Raw genomic sequence first — 15,748 nt, forward strand, 5'->3', positions numbered from 1 at the left:
AAATATTCTTATTTACTGTTTTGACTGCGGCAGCTGAGCTTCCACCGTGACCCACCAGTCATACAGCCGATGTATTTTCACGGGCAAGGTCGCTTCCAGCGCCGCCAGGATGCGGTCCGTATCGGCCAGCGGGTAGCTGCCCACCAGGCGCAAGTGGGCCACTTCGGGCGCGCAGCCCAGGTGGCCGCGCCGGTAACGCGACAATTGCACGAGGAAATCGTCGAGCCGCATCTGCTCGGGCTGCAAGCGGTACTCGATCCAGGCGGCCCCGTTCGGGTCGGCGGGAAACGGTTCGCCGATGAAACCATCGCCAAAGCGCACTTGCTGGCCAGCCGGCACGATGCGCGCCATGCCGCCATCGCGCGGCGCCACTTCCACGCTGCCCTCGTAGACGGCCAGCAAGGTGGCGTCGCCCTGCGGCTGCACACTGAAACGCGTGCCCAGCGCGCGCAGGCGGCCGTGCACGGTGTCGACCACCAGCGGCCGCGCCGGCTGCTGGCTGTCACGGGCCGAGGCGATGTAAATTTCACCGCCATGCAGGGCGATGCGGCGCAGGCCGGGGCTGAAATCGATGTCGAGGGCGGTGGCCGTGTTCAGCCACAGCTGCGAGCCGTCGGCCAGCGCCAGTTGGCGGATGGCGCCGACCGCTGTTTTTTCGCCCGCATTCAGGCTGGCGACCCAGCTGCGCGTATCGCGGCGCAACAGCGTAGCGCCACCCAGTCCGCTCGCCAGGCACAGCGCCAGCAAGCCCTTGACCATGCTGCGGCGCGTGGCATCGCTCTGGCGTGGGCCCGCAGCGTCGAGTGCCTGACGCGCAGCTTCTCCGGGCACGGCATGAAATTCGGCGCTGACGGCTTCCACCCTGCGCCAGGCGGCGCGGTGGCCGGCAGACAAGTCATGCCAGCGCTCCCAGGCTTGCTGGTCGGCAGGATCGGCATCGTCTGCGCGCAAGACGGCGAACCATTCGGCCGCTTCCTGCAGGATGGCATAGTCGGCTGGCGGCATGGCGGGACCCGGCTTAGGCGGCATCGTCCATGCACAGCATGCATTGCAGCATGGCTTGCGCCATGTATTTTTTTACCATGCGTTCAGACACCTCCAGCTGACCGGCGATCTGCGCATACGTCAGGCCGTCGAGCTGCGCCAGCAGGAAGGCCTGGCGCGCACGCGGCGACAGCGTATCGAGCATGGCATCGATGCGGTACAGCGCTTCGACCACGAGGGCCCGCTCCTCGGGCGACGGCGCCGTCAGCTCGGGCCGGCTGGCCAGGGCGGCAAGAAAAGTGCGTTCCAGGGTCAAACGGCGCCAGTGGTTGACCAGCAAGCCGTTGGCCACCGTGCTCAGGTAGGCGCGTGGTTCACGCAAGCTGTCCGCCGATTGCGTGGCCAGCATGCGCACGAAGGTGTCATGCGCCAGGTCAGCCGCACCATCGCGGCAGCCCAGCTTGCGCCACAACCAGTTATACAGCCAGCCATGGTGGCTGGTGTAGAGGTCGCTAAAGATATCGTGAGAGGGAGAAATGGTGGACACGGGCAAACAAACAAAGAGGCTGCCAAACTTGCCGGTCAAGTGGGTCAGCACTGCATCATGATCACGAATGAGAATGATTTTCATTTTCACACAATTTCACGACGATGTAAATTATCAAAGCCATCATCTCAGCCTGGTGTGGAGATTTTTCACAACAATGCCCTCGCGCCATCATTTGCGAATGATTCTCGTTTGCGTTAATATGTCAGCCTCTCTTCTTCCCTGCCATGCCTGACACCCTGCATGGCAGCGCTATTGAAAGCCGCCATGACGACCTCCTCCCTTCCACACCCCCTGCCGCGCGCCAGCGCCGACGAGGCGCCGAAGACCAGCCAGCAGCGCCAGCTTGCCGCCATCCCGCAAGCGCGACGCTGGCACTGGAACTGGAAGCAGGTGTGGTTTCAACTGCACTGGTTTATCGGCATCACGGCCGGCACGGTATTGGTGATCATCGGCCTGAGCGGCGCCACCCTGGCCTTCAAGGAGGAATTGCTAGATGTCATGAACCCCGGCGTGCGCCACGTTCCCGTGGAAACGCGCGCGCCGCTCGCACCAGGGCAGCTGAGCAACATCGCCGCAACGGAACACGGCCAGCGCGTCGCCTCGGTCACCATGTATGCAGAAGCGGGCGCGGCGCCCCGTTTATTCTTCGCGCCGAAGAACGGCCAGCGGCGCGGCGAGTCCATTTATGTCCATCCGTACACGGGTGCGACCCAGCCCGCGTTGATGGGCGCGGGCTTTTTCGAGTGGACGGAGTCATTGCACCGCTGGCTGCTGCTGCCCCGCGATCCGGGCCGGCAAGTGGCGGGCGCACTGGCCCTGTGCCTGCTGGGCCTGGCATTCTCGGGCCTGTATCTGCGCTGGCCCCGCCGTCCGCTGGACTGGCGCACCTGGCTGACCTTCGACCCGGCCCTGAAGGGCCGCTCCTTCCTGTGGAATTTGCATGCCGTGGCAGGCACCTGGTGCCTGGTGGTCTATGTGGCGCTGACCCTGACGGGCCTTTACTGGAGCTATGACGTGGTGCGCGACAATATCGACGCCTGGGCCGGCAAGCCGCCACGCACGGCGCAAGCGCCCGCGAAAAAGGGCGCAAGCAAGGAGAAGAAGGAGGCGCCCGCCGTCGACATCAGCCTGGCCTGGAGCAGCTTCCAGCAGCACGCCCCCGGCTGGACCCTGGCCAGCGTGCGCCTGCCCGTGCGCCCCGGCGATGCCGTACAATTCACGTGGCTGGCCAGCGATGCGCCGCACGAGCGGGCGCGCAGCCGCATGAGCATTCTGCCCGCCGATGGCACGGTCACGGAAAACGAACCGTATAGCCAGCAAGCACTGGGGGCGCGCCTCGTCAACATCATTTATCCGCTGCACATGGGCACATATTTTGGCTTGCCCGGCCGCATCATCGTCACCGTGGCCAGCCTGGGCCTGCCCCTGTTCGCCATCACGGGCTGGATGCTGTACCTGGGCCGCCGCAAGGCGAAACGGGCTGTGCAGGCGCAGCGGGCCCTGCTGGGCGCCGGCGCACCGGGCAAGACGAACACGGGCTTGCCGACCCTGCTAGCCTACGCCAGCCAGTCAGGCCAGGCCGAGCGCCTGGCCCTGGAAAGTGCGCACGCCCTGCAGCAGGCAGGTGTGGCCGTCGACGTGCAGTCGCTGGACCGCTTTGATCCCGCGCAATTGCGCCAGTATGAACGGGCCCTGATCGTCGCCAGCACCTTTGGCGAAGGCGAGGCGCCGGATGGCACGCGCCGCTTTGCGCGCCTGTTACAGGCAAGCTCGGGCATGCCGCTGGCGAGCCTGGAATTCGGCATGCTGGCCCTGGGCGACCGCCATTACAGCGCCTTCTGCGGCTTTGGCCATGTGCTGGCGCAACAATTACAAACACTGGGCGCCACGCCTTTGTTCCCGCTAATCGAAGTGGACAAGCACGACCCCGCCGCCCTGGCCGACTGGTCCAAAGCGCTGGCCCGCTGCAGCGGCAGCGCCATCGACGCCATCGGCGTGCAGGAAGAAGCGTCGTATGCCGAGTGGCGCCTGGCGCGCCGCGTGCTGCTCAATCCGGGCAGCCTGGGCGGCGAACTGCATGAAATCACCTTGACGGGCCCGGCCGGCGCCACCTGGGAAGCGGGCGCGCTGGCCGAAATCATCGGGCGCAACGCGGATGGCAGCGATGGCGACGCGCATCATGCGCAGCACGCGCCGCGCAGCTATTCGCTCGCTTCGCTGCCGTCCGATGGCGAACTGCAATTGCTGGTGCGCCAGGAACGCCATGCAGGCGACGAGAACCAGGGCCATGGCATCTGTTCCGGCTGGCTCACGCGCTTCGCCCCGCTGGGCGCCAGCATCCGTTTGCGCCTGCAAGCCAATCCCGCCTTCGCGCCCGCCCTGGTGGACGTGCCCTGCATTTATATCGGCAACGGTTCCGGCCTGGCCGGCCTGCGTGCGCACCTGCGCGCGCGCCAGCGGGCGGGACTGGCCCGCAACTGGCTGCTGTTCGGCGAGCGCCAGCAAGCTTTTGACAGCGTCTGCGGTGAAGAGTTGCAAGGCTGGCTCGATGCTGGCCACCTGGCGCGCCTGGACCGCGTCTTTTCGCGCGATGGTGACGAGGTCGGCAAACGGCAGTACGTGCAAGACCGCCTGCGCGCCAGCGCCGGCGAGCTGCGCGACTGGCTGGCGCAAGGCGCCATCGTCTACGTGTGCGGCAGCCTGCAAGGCATGGCGGCAGGAATCGATGCTGTACTGCAAGAAGTGCTGGGCCAGGAGGATCTCGACGCCCTGCTGGCGGCCGGACGCTACCGCCGCGACGTGTATTGAAACACATCAAGCGGCCCCCGGCACCACCCGGCTATGTGGGCAAGCGCACAGTCAGCGCCAGCCATCGGATTAGAGTGGGGACATCGCGGCACAAGCGCCGCCCCACTCACTGTCTGCGAGGCTAACCATGAAAAACCCCTGGATGAGCATGTACCTGAGCGCCGCCAACCGCATCGCCAACACGGCGCGCGGCCACGCCACGGCCGCCGTCAAGCGCGAAGCGGCAAAGAATACGCGGCAATTGACGCAAGTGTGGTTCGATTCTTTCCTGCCCGCGGCAGGCAAGCCACGGCGCAGCCGCAAGGCGAAATAAGAGCAGTCACGAGCGGTAACTGGTGCGGTGCATCACAGCAATAAGTTGAAGTTAGCACCAGGTGAGCTAAACTGCAAGCATGGTAGTAAAGATATGCGTACGCGATTGAAGTGACCGGCAGGCGCCGCATCCCCGCGCCGCCACCGGCTCATCAGGAGACGACCATGTTGACGCTTAAAGTGCTGGCCTGCCTTGCCTTGTCGGCCCTGATGCTCATCCCACTCGTGTTGAGGGATACGATGCAGTTGTCGGCCGGGCAGCAATTGCAGGTGCCGAATGTCGATGCGCAGGGTATGTGGGCCCACTGGCCTAAGCAATAAGACGCGCGGCTGAGAAAACGCCGCTGGCTGCGTTGCTTTGACTTGCCGTACTAGCTTACTGTCTGCGTCAAAGACGCCTTGCCAGCGACGTTTTTCAGCGGCGCTCGGTAACAAAACGCGGCGTTAAAAACCTCTTTCTGGCGGTAGGAGAATTTGTTCCTCCATCGATTCATTTTCTCCTTATTTCCTTTGCCCTCTCTTCACCATACTTTTGATCCAGGTCATGGATTTGAAGTGTCGCTGCGTCCACACTGGAACAGTCCGCTTCGCACCGTGACGGACTTAACCTGGAGCATCAACATGGGTAAATCGCATTGGAAGGATGAAATGGCGCTGGGCGTTCCCGTCATCGACGAGGCGCATGAGGCGCTGTTTCAGGAGCTGGCGCGGCTGGGACAGTTGAGCGACCAGCATTTTAGTGTGGCGTTTCGCGAGCTGATTGCGGCCGTCGAACGCGATTTCCGCGAGGAAGAGGATTTGATGGAACAAATCGCCTTTCCCTCGCTGGCCAACCATCGCGAACAGCATGCGCGCGTACTCAGCGGCTTGCACCATGCCTGGGCCGCCGTCGATGAAGGCGACCTGGAACAGGGGCGCCATGCACTGTCGCTCTTGCCGCAATGGCTGATCTTCCACCAGGCCACCATGGACCTGGCCCTGGCGGCGGCGCTGGAGCTGGTGCAGCGCCAACCCAGCTAATCGCTACAGCAGCAGCACCGTGGCCTGCTCGGGCAAGACGACGCGATAGTGTCCCGGGTATTTGTCTTCGCCGTCGAAAATCTTGCAAAACACGGGCTGGTTGATATCGTTGACGGCCGACTCGTGCATGGGCAAGGTGGCGATCAGCTGCTCGCCATCCATCAACTGCAAGGCGCTGCCCCGCTCGGCCGCGCAAAACGCCAGCGACTGCACATCGTTGGCGAACGGCCGCTTGTACCACGGCGTGATGGCCCGCACGGCGCGCCGCGCGTCGCGCAGGACTTGCCCCACGCGCGTGACGTTCCAGGCATCGCGCGCCACGGACGGCTGGAGGACGATATTCGCCGTCAGCTCGCCCCTGCCCTTGTTCACCAGGAAAGTGCCATCCTGCGCGGCGATGTCCTCGTTGAGCGGCACGACAAACACGCCGCCGTCGGATACCTTGATCGGCACAGGAGCGCCATTGCCTTGCAAGGCCACGCGCACGTCATCGATCGTGGCGCTCAACTTGGCCGGAATCAGGCGCAAGGCCATGACCACGCTGCCGCTCGACACTTGCCACACTTTCCTGGCCGTCAGATAACTTTCGCGGTAGGCCGTGAAGCGCACGCGCGGCGCCTTGGCGTCGCTGCTGGCGGTGACCGTCACCGTTTGCGATGGCAAGGCGTCCTCTGCGCTCGCCGGTGCCACTGGTGCCGCGGGGGTGGCCGGCGCAAGCGGCGGCGGCACAAGGGGGGGCGGCACGATGGCGGCGGCGGGCGGCACGCTAGCGCTCTGCAGCGGCGCGGGAACAGCCGACGGCGGCGCGTGCTCCTGGGCCTGGCCCAGCGACACGACACACAACCATCCGGCACAAGCGATCCATGTACGCATGCATTTCTTTCAATGAGGAAAATATTTTATCAGCGCCTGCATTATCGCAGAAGGCCAGCCCATGCGCCGCCTTGACCTGCCCGCACTCTTTTGGTGCGCATGCTTGATTATTTGGCAAATACCGTCTATATTGATAATGATTCTTATTCACGAAAGTGAGGAAGAATCGCGCGCCCTTCTTTTCCACTGCCCGACCGCGCCGGGCCTTGCGGTGGAACTGCTATCCAAGCCAGACCACGGGCCAGCGTCATGCCATCCCCCAGCTACTGCGCACCTCGCCAGACGAGATAGGAAAAAACACGACTAAAATATTCCAGGAAAATGATGCAATCGACTACCGTCTTCTCTTCTTCGCGCCAGCCCGCCTTGCGCCCCCTCCCCCGTTTATTACACGTCAGCCTGCTCAGTCTTGCCGCCGGCGTGGTCTTGCCTGCTCAGGCGGCCGACGCCGCTGCTGCCGACGTCACCATGCCGGCCGTGACCGTGCTGGGCCAGTCGATGGCCACCACGGAAGGCACGCAGTCGTACACGGCAGGCGAAACGCGCAGCGCCACGCGCATGGACCTGTCCCTGCGCGAAACGCCGCAATCGGTCAGCGTGATCACGCGCCAGTTGCTCGACGACTTGGGCGCCGTGCGCCTGGACCAGGCGCTGGCGCAGACGACGGGCATCCAGGTGAACCAGAACGACACGGAGCGCACGACGTTTAGTGCGCGCGGCTTCGGCATCAACAATATCCAGATCGACGGCATGGCGCGCGGCGGCAATGCGCCATTGCAAGACACCATCCTGTACGACCGCATCGAGGTCGTGCGCGGCGCCACCGGCCTGATGGGCGGCAAGGGCGACCCGTCGGCCACCATCAACATGATACGCAAGCGTCCTACGAAAACCTTCCAGGCCAGCGCCGGCCTCATCATGGGCCGCTGGGACGACCAGCGCTTCGAGGCCGACCTTTCCACGCCGCTGAACGCGGAGGGCAGCGTGCGCGCACGCACGGCCCTGGCGTGGCAAAAACGCGATTCCTACCTGGACATGTATCACGAACGCAAGACGGTAGGCATGCTCATCGTCGAGGCGGACTTGCGCCCCGGCACCCTGCTGACGGCCGGCGTCGACTTCCAGGACAACCAGCCCACGGGCGCCACCTGGGGCGCCGTGCCCTACTGGAATGCGGATGGCAGCCTGGCCAACTTGCCGCGCAACACCAGCTGGACGACGCCATGGAGCACCTGGGCCAACAAGCAGCACACGGTATTCACATCGCTCGACCAGCGCCTGCCCGGCAACTGGAATATGCACCTCGGCTATGCGCGCACGGAAAGCACGAACCGCACCACTGCTCTCTATGCGGGCAAAGGTTATCCCGATCCCGCCACGGGCACAGGCATGGAACTGTGGACGGGCGCCTGGGGCGCGGGCAAAAAATATAGCGACAATTTCGACGTCTACGCCAGCGGGCCATTTACCTTGCTGGGACGCAAGCACACGGCCATCATCGGCTGGAATGGCAATAACGCCCAGGACAATTCGATAGGCGGCAAGGCAAAAATCAATTACTCGAAATTCCTCCCCGACTACCGCAGCTGGACGGGCAACATCCCCCGCCCCGTGTTCACTCCGGACGGCTCGCACACGGAAACCGTCACGCGCCTGGCGGGCGGCTATGTCGCCACGCGTTTGAGCCTGGCCGACCCGCTGCACGTGATCATCGGCGCGCGCAGCAGCACTTACCGCACGGATACGCGCAACTACAACACGCAAGGTGTGTACACGGGCAGCGGCGACTTCGTGGAAACGCGCAATGAAGTCACGCCGTACGTGGGCGCCGTGTTCGACATCAACAAGCAATATTCGGCCTACGCCAGCTTCACCCAGTTGTTCAACCCGCAAACGAGCAAGGACCGCAACAACCAGTTCCTGGCGCCGGAAACGGGCGACAATACGGAACTGGGCATCAAGGGCGAATTCTATGAAGGCAAGCTGAACGCCTCGGCCGCCCTGTTCCACACGAAGAAAAAGAACCTGGCGGAACTCGACCGCACCGTGCCGCCCGGCTTTTTGCTGCCCGACGGCGGCCAGGCTATGGTGGCCAACGGCGCCGGCGTGACGGCCAAGGGCGTGGAATTCGACGTTTCCGGCCAGTTATCGCCCGCCTGGGAAGCGAGCGGCGGCTACACCTATCTGCACGCGGCCGAGGCTGATGGCCGCCGCGCCGCCACCACGCAGCCGCGCCATTTGCTGCGCCTGGCCACCAGCTACCGTTTCGACGGCAGGCTGGCTGGCTTGAAAGCGGGCGCCAGCATGACGGCGCAAAGCGCCACCTACAGCGAATCGTGGTACGGCCGTCCGCCGTCAAGCGAGATGACGAACATCCCGCAAGCCGGTTATGCACTGGTCAACGCCATGGCCAGCTATGCCATCAACCGCCATGCCAGCGTGCAGCTGAACGTGAATAACTTGCTCGACAAAAAGTACTACCGCAACGTGGGCTTCTTCGACGGCGTGTTCTGGGGCGAACCGCGCAACATCAGCCTGGCCGTGCGCACGGCGTTTTAAGCGCGCCAGTGCGCGGGCGCAAGCAGGGTAAAACCATCGAGCAAGGGACCGCCCACAGGCGCCAGCACGGCGGCGGCGACCTGCTCGAACGCCTGCTGGCCGGCCGGCAAGTCGCCGGCGGCCAGGCGCAGCGCGCCGTCCAGCTGCGCGGCGATGGCGGCATCGAACGCCTGCAGGCGGCGGAACAGATGCTTGCCGCCACCGCTCCACTGGCCCGCCGCGCGCAAATGCAGGTCGGCCAGCGCTGGATATAGCTGGCAAGCCACGGCCAGCGCCTCGCCCGGGTGGCGGCTGTCGACCAGGTCTTCCAGCGCGGTGGTGATGGCATAGCGGCGCCGCTGCAAGTTGTCCGTGTCGAGCACGGGTGGCCCGGCTGCGGCGATGGCTTGCGCCAGCGCAAGCAATTGCGCGTAATGTTCGCCGGAGGCGGCGATATTTTCCCCTTCCAGCACAATCCTCGCCAGCGGCACCGTGCCGCCTGGCGCATCGATTTCCTTGCAAAAATACGTGAACGTGGCCACGTCGTGCGCGAACAGTTCCACCGTGCGCCCTTCGGCCACGATGGTCGAGCGCCAGGCGCAATCGACGTGGTCGAACAGCAGCAGCAAGTCGATATCGGAACTGGGCGTCTGCCGGCCCGTGGCGAACGAACCGCCGATGATGGCCGCCACGGCCGTGGGGTAGCGTTCGCGCACCAGCCGCACGGCAATGGCGCGGATATCGTCGTAGGTGGAAATGTTTGTCACAGCCAGCGCTCCATGCAGAAAAACACTATCCTACACGGGATCCTGCACCCGACATGCACGCTGCCGCCATCCTGCTAAACTGCGCTATCTGATCAAGGACCAAACATGGAATACGATTGCATCGTGGTGCCCTCGCCCGTGGGCGAGCTGACCCTGGTGGCGCGCGGCGCGGCCCTGGCCGCCATCCTGTGGGAAAACGACAAGCCCAACCGCGTGCGCCTGGGCGCGATGCGCGTCGATGACGGTTGCGCCGTGCTGCAGGAAACGGCGCGCCAGCTAGGGGAATATTTCGCCGGCACGCGCCAGCAATTCAACGTGCCGCTCGATTTTGCCGGCACGCCATTCCAGCAGGAAGTGTGGCGCGCGCTGCTGACGATACCGTATGGCCAGACGCGCAGCTATGGCGAGATCGCGCGCCAAATCGGCCGTCCCGCCGCCGTGCGTGCCGTGGGCGCCGCCAACGGCAAGAATCCCATCTCCATCATCGCCCCCTGCCACCGCGTCATCGGCGCCACGGGCGAGTTGACAGGCTTTGCGGGCGGCCTGCATGCAAAGGAAACCCTACTGGCCCTGGAAGGCATCGCCCTGTCCAGCGACCGCGAAGCGCTGAAGACGGGCCACGCCCGCCGCCGCGCCGTGCACATCGATACGGCGCAAGGCTGTTTGTTTTAGGCTGCGGCATCGCTCTCCTTGTGGGATACTCACGCCCTCCGCTCAAGCCCACACATCATATGCCCTACCTTGTCATCCTGTTCTTTGTCGTTCTCTATTTACTGGCCACGTTCTTTTTCCATATCCCCGCCCTGGTCGCCCTCGTGTATGGCGTGCTGAGCCTGAGCTGCTTCGTGGCCTATGCGATCGACAAGTCCGCCGCAAAACAGGGCCGCTGGCGCACGTCGGAACGCACCTTGTTGCTGTTGGGGTTGCTGTGCGGCTGGCCTGGCGCCGTGCTGGCCCAGCAATGGCTGCGCCACAAGTCCAGCAAGCGCTCGTTCCGCATCCTGTTCTGGATCACGGTCGCCCTCAATATCGGCGCTTTCGTGTATTTCAGCATGCATTACGCGGCACCCGATATCGGCACTGAGGTGGCGCCGATCGAACTGTAAAACTGCCTCCCGCCAAGATGTAACAATTATTGCAGCGCGTTGTTCTTGAAATGATCGCCTGTCAGAATATCAATATTTACGATATTCAAGCCAATTCATCTACACGGGAAAGCCCTTTTCGACCATGCGTACCTTGCAACTCCACAATTCCTTCTTGTTCCGCCTTGCCGCTGCGATTTGTTTCGCAATCACGTTGGCGGGCTGTACAAGCTATCGCTTTATTCCCCCGGACTCCGATGCGGGGCGTCAATGCGTGACGAGCTGCGGGACCAATCAACAAATATGCATTGCCGGCAAGGAGCAGGTTGCTGCAGCCCAAGCCCAAGCTTGTGAGATGCGCAACGTCAGTACCGTTTCCATCTGCCTGGCAGTGGCGAAAACAGATGCGGACCGGGAACTGTGTTCGAAGAAACGCCAATATTGTTCCTCCAGCGCATCTGGAACGTGGCAATGCGAGGCAGATTACAGAGCCTGCTATACGCAATGCGGCGGCAGGATCGAGGAAAGCGAATAATCGATCGCAAGGCTGATGCCGTCGAACAAGATGCCGGCGCGACTGGCGCAAAGCGCGACGTGCGACGCGCGGCAGGCTTGATTGATCTTGTTACTCGCCCAGCAGGCGCAGCGATTCCAGCCAGTCCGCCTTCCAATCGCGCAGCAAGGGCTGCGTGGCGAACGCCTTCTTCAGGTGCGCCATCGGCACGCGGTGCACATCGTGCAAGCCGAACGCCAAAGTCACCGGATGCCACAAATGGCTGTTCTTGCCGCCCCGCGAATTCTTGCGCACGCGGGCGCCATCATCGCCAAAGATGCCCACGCCACTGGCCATGCCTTGGTCCAGGTCGACCTTGCCCACGCCGGCAAAGGCAATCAAAATCTGCTCGCGCCCCAGGCCCTTCAGGGCGCTGGGCAAGACCACCGGCGCCTTGTCCGACGTCTCCTCGTCCGGCTGCGGATGCTGCAACTCCTTGAGCAAACGCAACAGATCGCGCTCCTGGAAGTGCAAGCCATCGACCGGCACGCGCAATCCCGGCGCCTTCAGTTCGATGGCGATGTTGCCCGAGTCGCGCGTAAAACGCAGCCACACGTCGCCCGCGCCGGAGGCCAGGTGCTCCTTGTCGCCGATGAACACGACGGGCGCCGCATAGCGCGTCACGCCGTCATGGAACAGCTCGGCCCATTCTTCGCTGTAATCAACCCAGACGTACGGCAAGCCGCCCTGCTCCAGCAAACGCGCCAGGGTCCATGGCGTGCCCGTCTGTTGCGCCAGCCAGGCACAGGCTTCAAAGGCGGTGGCACGGTATGGCAGGGAAATGGTCGTCATGGCGGTTCCGTCGATAAAAGTGGAGCGCAGTGTAGCAGACACCGCCATCATCCCCGTCCGCAGTCGCAGCGGGCGCGCCATTCCTGCGCGATGTGCTAGGCTGGAAGCATCAGTACGCGCCATAGCCATTCCGGCCGCCTGGCGCACCACCGCGAGGGGATCATCATGCATTCCAGCACCAACGCCGCCACCGCACCCGCACCGCCACCAGAGCGCGACTCGCCCACGCCGGCCAGCGAAAGCCATGCCGAGGAAGCGCTCGATGAAGCGCTGAAGGAAAGCTTTCCGGCCAGCGACCCGATTGCCATTGCCACCCCCAAACCGGTCAGCAAGGCGCCCGCCTGAGGGCGCATCCCACCAGCCATCCTTGCGGTGGCTTTTTTATTTTGCCAACGCTGAATCCAGGCGCCCCGCCCGCGCGGCATGAAGCTGCGCAACTGCGGCGAATTCATTTTGCTTTGATCAAAGTAAAAGCCCCGCCCGATGCATGCGCACGGGGCGGGGCCAGTCAAGCCGACACGCGCTTACTTGGGCGTGTCGCGGTACTGCTCGGGCGTCGTGTCGCCATCGGCAACTTCATACCACATCGCGTTGAGCACGGCGAAGGTCGCCGCCAGCGGAAGACCCAGTATCCAGGCGAAATACCACATAATTATTTCCTTTCCTTAATTCTTAGTAAGCGTGACCGCTGTCGTCTTCGATGGCTTTTCCATCTACCTTACCCCACAGCACTTTATACACCCACGTCGTGTACGCCACGATGAGGGGGATGAAGACGGCCGTGACGACCAGCATGATGAACAAGGTCATGTGGCTGGACGAGGAATCCCACACCGTCAGGCTGGCGCGCGGGTCGATCGACGAAGGCAGGATGAACGGGAACATGGCCGCGCCCACGCCGAGGATGATGCCGGCGACGCCAGCCGCGCTGGCCAGCAAGGCCGGCACTTCACGGCGCGCGCGCTGGAAGGCGAACGCCAGCAGAGGGCAAAGCAGACCCAGCGCTGGAGCGATCCAGGTCCAGGGATGGGCGGCAAAGTTGAGGAACCAGGCGCCCACGTGCACTTCCGCCGTTTTCAGCATCGGATTCGACGGGCCATCGACCACCACCGTGCTGCTGATGCGGTAGCCATCGACCCACAGCCACAGGGCCACGCCGGCCAGTGCGTACAGCACGACTGTCGCAATCGCCGCCACGCTGCCGTAGCGGCGCGCCCGTTCGGCCACGGCACCGTCCGTTTTCAGTTGCAGCCAGGTGGCGCCGTGCATCATCAGCATGGCCACCGAGACCAGGCCGCACAGCAGCGCGAACGGGTTGAGCAGCGCGAAGAAGCTGCCGTCATAGAAAATGTGCATGTCTGAGGAGAAACGGAACGGCACGCCTTGCAGCACGTTGCCGATCGCCACGCCGCAGATCAGGGCCGGCACGAAGCCGCCCACGAACAGGGCCGCGTCCCAGCGCGCGCGCCAGCGCGGGTCTTCGCGCTTGCTGCGGAATTTGAAGGCCACGGGACGCACGATCAGCGCCACGAGGATGACGAACATGGCCAGGTAAAAGCCCGAGAACGAGACGGCGTACAGTTGCGGCCAGGCGGCAAAGATGGCGCCGCCGCCGAGGATCAGCCACACCTGGTTGCCTTCCCACACGGGACCGATACTGTTGATGACGATGCGGCGTTCCAGGTCCGTCTTGCCGACGAAGGGCAGCAGGATGCCCGTGCCCAGGTCGAAGCCGTCGGTGATGGCAAAGCCCACCAGCAAGATGCCGATCAGCAGCCACCAGATCAGGCGCAGTGTTTCGTAAGAAATCATTTCATGCAAAATCATGGTCTGGCCCTCCTTAGGCGCGTTGAGTTTGAATGGCTGCGGCCGCTGGCACGGGGGCCGGCGCCTTCTCTTCCGGCCCCTTGCGGATGGCCTTGAGCATGAGCTTCATTTCAATAATCAACAGCACGGTGTAGATGGCGGCAAAGCCGGCAATCGTGATCAAGAGGGTCGAAGCGCCCAGGTTAGAGACGGCCACGGCCGTTGGCAGCACGCCTTCGATCACCCACGGCTGGCGGCCCACTTCGGCCACGATCCAGCCCGCTTCAATCGCCACCCACGGCAGCGGGATGGCGAACACGGCCAGCTTCAGCAGCCAGCGGTGTTTATCCAGCGTGCGGCGCGTCGACAAGATGAAGAACGTGCCGGTGAGCAAGATAAAGAACATGCCCAGGCCCACCATCACGCGGAAGGACCAGAACAATGGTGCCACGGGCGGCACGGTGTCGAGCGCCGCCTTGCGGATCTGTTCGGGCGTGGCCTGGCGCGGATCGTCGACATAGCGCTTCAGCAGCAAGGCGTAACCCATGGACTGGCCTTTCGACTCGAAGATGTCCTTCGCGTCCTGCGGCACTGGGCTGCCTGGCGCCACGCTGCGGATGGTTTGCAGCGCGTCATAGGCCTTGATGCCATCCTGTATCAGCAGCTCGCCGCGGTCGACCAGTTGCTCGATGCCGGGGATTTCCGTCGTCAGCGAACGCGTGCCGATCAAGCCCATCACCATCGGGATGTGCACGGCGTAATGCGTCTCGCGCGCCTTCGCGTCAGGAAAGCCGAAGGCCGTGAAGGCGGCCGGGGCCGGCTCCGTCGTCCACATGGCTTCGATGGCGGCCAGCTTCATCTTCTGGTGTTCGGACGACAGGTAACCGCTTTCGTCACCGAGCACCACCACCGACAGCGAGGCGGCCAGGCCGAACGAGGCAGCCACCGTCATCGAGCGCTTGGCCAGCTGCACATGGCGGCCCTTCAGCAGATACCAGGCAGAAATACCCAGCACGAAGATGGCAGCCGCCGTATAGCCGGCCGACACCGTGTGCACGAATTTCGCCTGTGCCACGGGATTCGTCAGCACGGCGCCGAAATCCGTCACTTCCATGCGCATGGTTTGCGGATTGAAGGCCGCGCCGACGGGATTTTGCATCCAGCCGTTGGCGATCAGGATCCACAAGGCCGAGAAGTTCGAGCCGATGGCCACCAGCCAGGTCGTGACCAGGTGGCCCCGCTTGGACAGCTTGTCCCAGCCGAAGAAGAACAGGCCGACGAAGGTCGCTTCCAGGAAGAAAGCCATCAAGCCTTCGATGGCCAGAGGCGCACCGAAAATGTCGCCCACATAATGGCTGTAATAGCTCCAGTTCATGCCGAACTGGAATTCCATGACGATGCCCGTTGCCACACCCATGGCGAAGTTGATGCCGAACAAGACACCCCAGAACTTGGTCATGTCGCGCCAGATGGGGCGGTTCGTCATCACGTAAACCGTCTCCATGATGGCGAGGATCACTGACAGACCTATCGTCAGCGGAACGAATATAAAGTGGTACAGAGCTGTCAGCGCGAACTGCAGTCTGGATAAAGCGACAATATCGAAGTCCATATGATTTCCTTGGTGTTTCCCTAAAGTAATTGTAAACCTGATATCTAC

The 15,748-nt window shown here is 63.4% G+C and carries 17 protein-coding genes; 9 read left to right on the top strand and 8 right to left on the bottom strand.

From position 1 onward, the window contains the following. Positions 1–12: 12 nt before the first annotated feature. The gene (locus tag ACQ4WY_RS22105) at positions 13–1,029 is read right to left on the bottom strand and encodes a FecR domain-containing protein (protein ID WP_436505928.1); all 1,017 of its coding nucleotides are present in this window, start codon (positions 1,027–1,029) and stop codon (positions 13–15) included. Beyond that, complete coding sequence (locus ACQ4WY_RS22110) at positions 1,019–1,615, bottom strand: sigma-70 family RNA polymerase sigma factor (RefSeq protein ID WP_436505929.1); 597 nt, start codon at positions 1,613–1,615, stop codon at positions 1,019–1,021. The genes ACQ4WY_RS22105 and ACQ4WY_RS22110 overlap by 11 nt, the downstream gene beginning before the upstream one ends. 183 nt (positions 1,616–1,798) lie before the next feature. Here ACQ4WY_RS22110 and ACQ4WY_RS22115 point away from each other — a divergent pair, with 183 nt between their 5' ends. The 4 genes from ACQ4WY_RS22115 to ACQ4WY_RS22130 all read left to right on the top strand — a co-directional run bounded on the left by ACQ4WY_RS22115 (position 1,799) and on the right by ACQ4WY_RS22130 (position 5,674). Continuing rightward, positions 1,799–4,342, top strand: a complete 2,544-nt coding sequence (locus tag ACQ4WY_RS22115) for a PepSY domain-containing protein (RefSeq protein WP_436505930.1) — start codon at positions 1,799–1,801, stop codon at positions 4,340–4,342. 127 nt (positions 4,343–4,469) lie between these two features. Then, complete coding sequence (locus ACQ4WY_RS22120) at positions 4,470–4,655, top strand: hypothetical protein (protein WP_070222074.1); 186 nt, start codon at positions 4,470–4,472, stop codon at positions 4,653–4,655. A gap of 164 nt (positions 4,656–4,819) precedes the next feature. Then, complete coding sequence (locus tag ACQ4WY_RS22125) at positions 4,820–4,975, top strand: hypothetical protein (RefSeq protein ID WP_353657726.1); 156 nt, start codon at positions 4,820–4,822, stop codon at positions 4,973–4,975. A 300-nt stretch (positions 4,976–5,275) separates the two neighbouring features. Continuing rightward, complete coding sequence (locus ACQ4WY_RS22130) at positions 5,276–5,674, top strand: bacteriohemerythrin (RefSeq protein ID WP_353657727.1); 399 nt, start codon at positions 5,276–5,278, stop codon at positions 5,672–5,674. Between the two features lie 3 nt (positions 5,675–5,677). Here ACQ4WY_RS22130 and ACQ4WY_RS22135 read toward each other — a convergent pair whose 3' ends face one another. Then, positions 5,678–6,547, bottom strand: coding sequence for a hypothetical protein (locus tag ACQ4WY_RS22135; RefSeq protein WP_436505931.1), 870 nt, complete (start codon positions 6,545–6,547; stop codon positions 5,678–5,680). Between the two features lie 324 nt (positions 6,548–6,871). On the opposite strand from ACQ4WY_RS22135, the gene ACQ4WY_RS22140 reads away from it, so the two are divergent. After that, positions 6,872–9,106 carry a TonB-dependent siderophore receptor gene (locus ACQ4WY_RS22140; protein WP_436505932.1) on the top strand — a complete coding sequence of 745 codons (2,235 nt, stop codon included), beginning with the start codon at positions 6,872–6,874 and terminating at the stop codon, positions 9,104–9,106. On the opposite strand, the gene ACQ4WY_RS22145 is transcribed toward ACQ4WY_RS22140, so the two are convergent. Continuing rightward, on the bottom strand, positions 9,103–9,852 hold the full coding sequence (locus ACQ4WY_RS22145; protein WP_436505933.1) for a nucleotidyltransferase domain-containing protein: 750 nt from the start codon (positions 9,850–9,852) through the stop codon (positions 9,103–9,105). The genes ACQ4WY_RS22140 and ACQ4WY_RS22145 overlap by 4 nt on opposite strands. A gap of 105 nt (positions 9,853–9,957) precedes the next feature. On the opposite strand from ACQ4WY_RS22145, the gene ACQ4WY_RS22150 reads away from it, so the two are divergent. From ACQ4WY_RS22150 to ACQ4WY_RS22160, 3 genes are all read left to right on the top strand, one after another. Continuing rightward, positions 9,958–10,524: a methylated-DNA--[protein]-cysteine S-methyltransferase gene (locus ACQ4WY_RS22150; protein ID WP_436505935.1), complete on the top strand. Its 567-nt coding sequence runs from the start codon at positions 9,958–9,960 to the stop codon at positions 10,522–10,524. A 59-nt stretch (positions 10,525–10,583) separates the two neighbouring features. Beyond that, positions 10,584–10,958, top strand: a complete 375-nt coding sequence (locus ACQ4WY_RS22155) for a DUF1294 domain-containing protein (RefSeq protein ID WP_332858919.1) — start codon at positions 10,584–10,586, stop codon at positions 10,956–10,958. A gap of 124 nt (positions 10,959–11,082) precedes the next feature. Then, positions 11,083–11,472: a hypothetical protein gene (locus tag ACQ4WY_RS22160; protein ID WP_436505937.1), complete on the top strand. Its 390-nt coding sequence runs from the start codon at positions 11,083–11,085 to the stop codon at positions 11,470–11,472. A 90-nt stretch (positions 11,473–11,562) separates the two neighbouring features. On the opposite strand, the gene ACQ4WY_RS22165 is transcribed toward ACQ4WY_RS22160, so the two are convergent. Then, positions 11,563–12,282, bottom strand: a complete 720-nt coding sequence (locus ACQ4WY_RS22165; protein ID WP_436505938.1) for a hypothetical protein — start codon at positions 12,280–12,282, stop codon at positions 11,563–11,565. A gap of 165 nt (positions 12,283–12,447) precedes the next feature. Here ACQ4WY_RS22165 and ACQ4WY_RS22170 point away from each other — a divergent pair, with 165 nt between their 5' ends. Continuing rightward, positions 12,448–12,627 (top strand): hypothetical protein, encoded by a 180-nt coding sequence (locus tag ACQ4WY_RS22170; protein ID WP_436505939.1) that lies wholly within the window; start codon positions 12,448–12,450, stop codon positions 12,625–12,627. 179 nt (positions 12,628–12,806) lie between these two features. On the opposite strand, the gene cydX is transcribed toward ACQ4WY_RS22170, so the two are convergent. Genes cydX through ACQ4WY_RS22185 form a run of 3 tightly spaced genes read right to left on the bottom strand, consistent with a single transcriptional unit; the run spans position 12,807 to position 15,700 of the window. After that, a complete protein-coding gene (gene cydX / locus ACQ4WY_RS22175) occupies positions 12,807–12,932 on the bottom strand; it encodes a cytochrome bd-I oxidase subunit CydX (RefSeq protein ID WP_076570210.1) in 126 nt (41 codons plus the stop codon). A 22-nt stretch (positions 12,933–12,954) separates the two neighbouring features. Then, positions 12,955–14,109, bottom strand: a complete 1,155-nt coding sequence (cydB, locus tag ACQ4WY_RS22180; RefSeq protein WP_436505940.1) for a cytochrome d ubiquinol oxidase subunit II — start codon at positions 14,107–14,109, stop codon at positions 12,955–12,957. 13 nt (positions 14,110–14,122) lie between these two features. Beyond that, the gene (locus tag ACQ4WY_RS22185; protein ID WP_436505941.1) at positions 14,123–15,700 is read right to left on the bottom strand and encodes a cytochrome ubiquinol oxidase subunit I; all 1,578 of its coding nucleotides are present in this window, start codon (positions 15,698–15,700) and stop codon (positions 14,123–14,125) included. Between the last annotated feature and the right edge of the window lie 48 nt (positions 15,701–15,748).

Source organism: Janthinobacterium salmonicoloratum (assembly GCF_051380845.1).
Taxonomy (GTDB): Bacteria; Pseudomonadota; Gammaproteobacteria; order Burkholderiales; family Burkholderiaceae_D; genus Janthinobacterium; species Janthinobacterium lividum_F.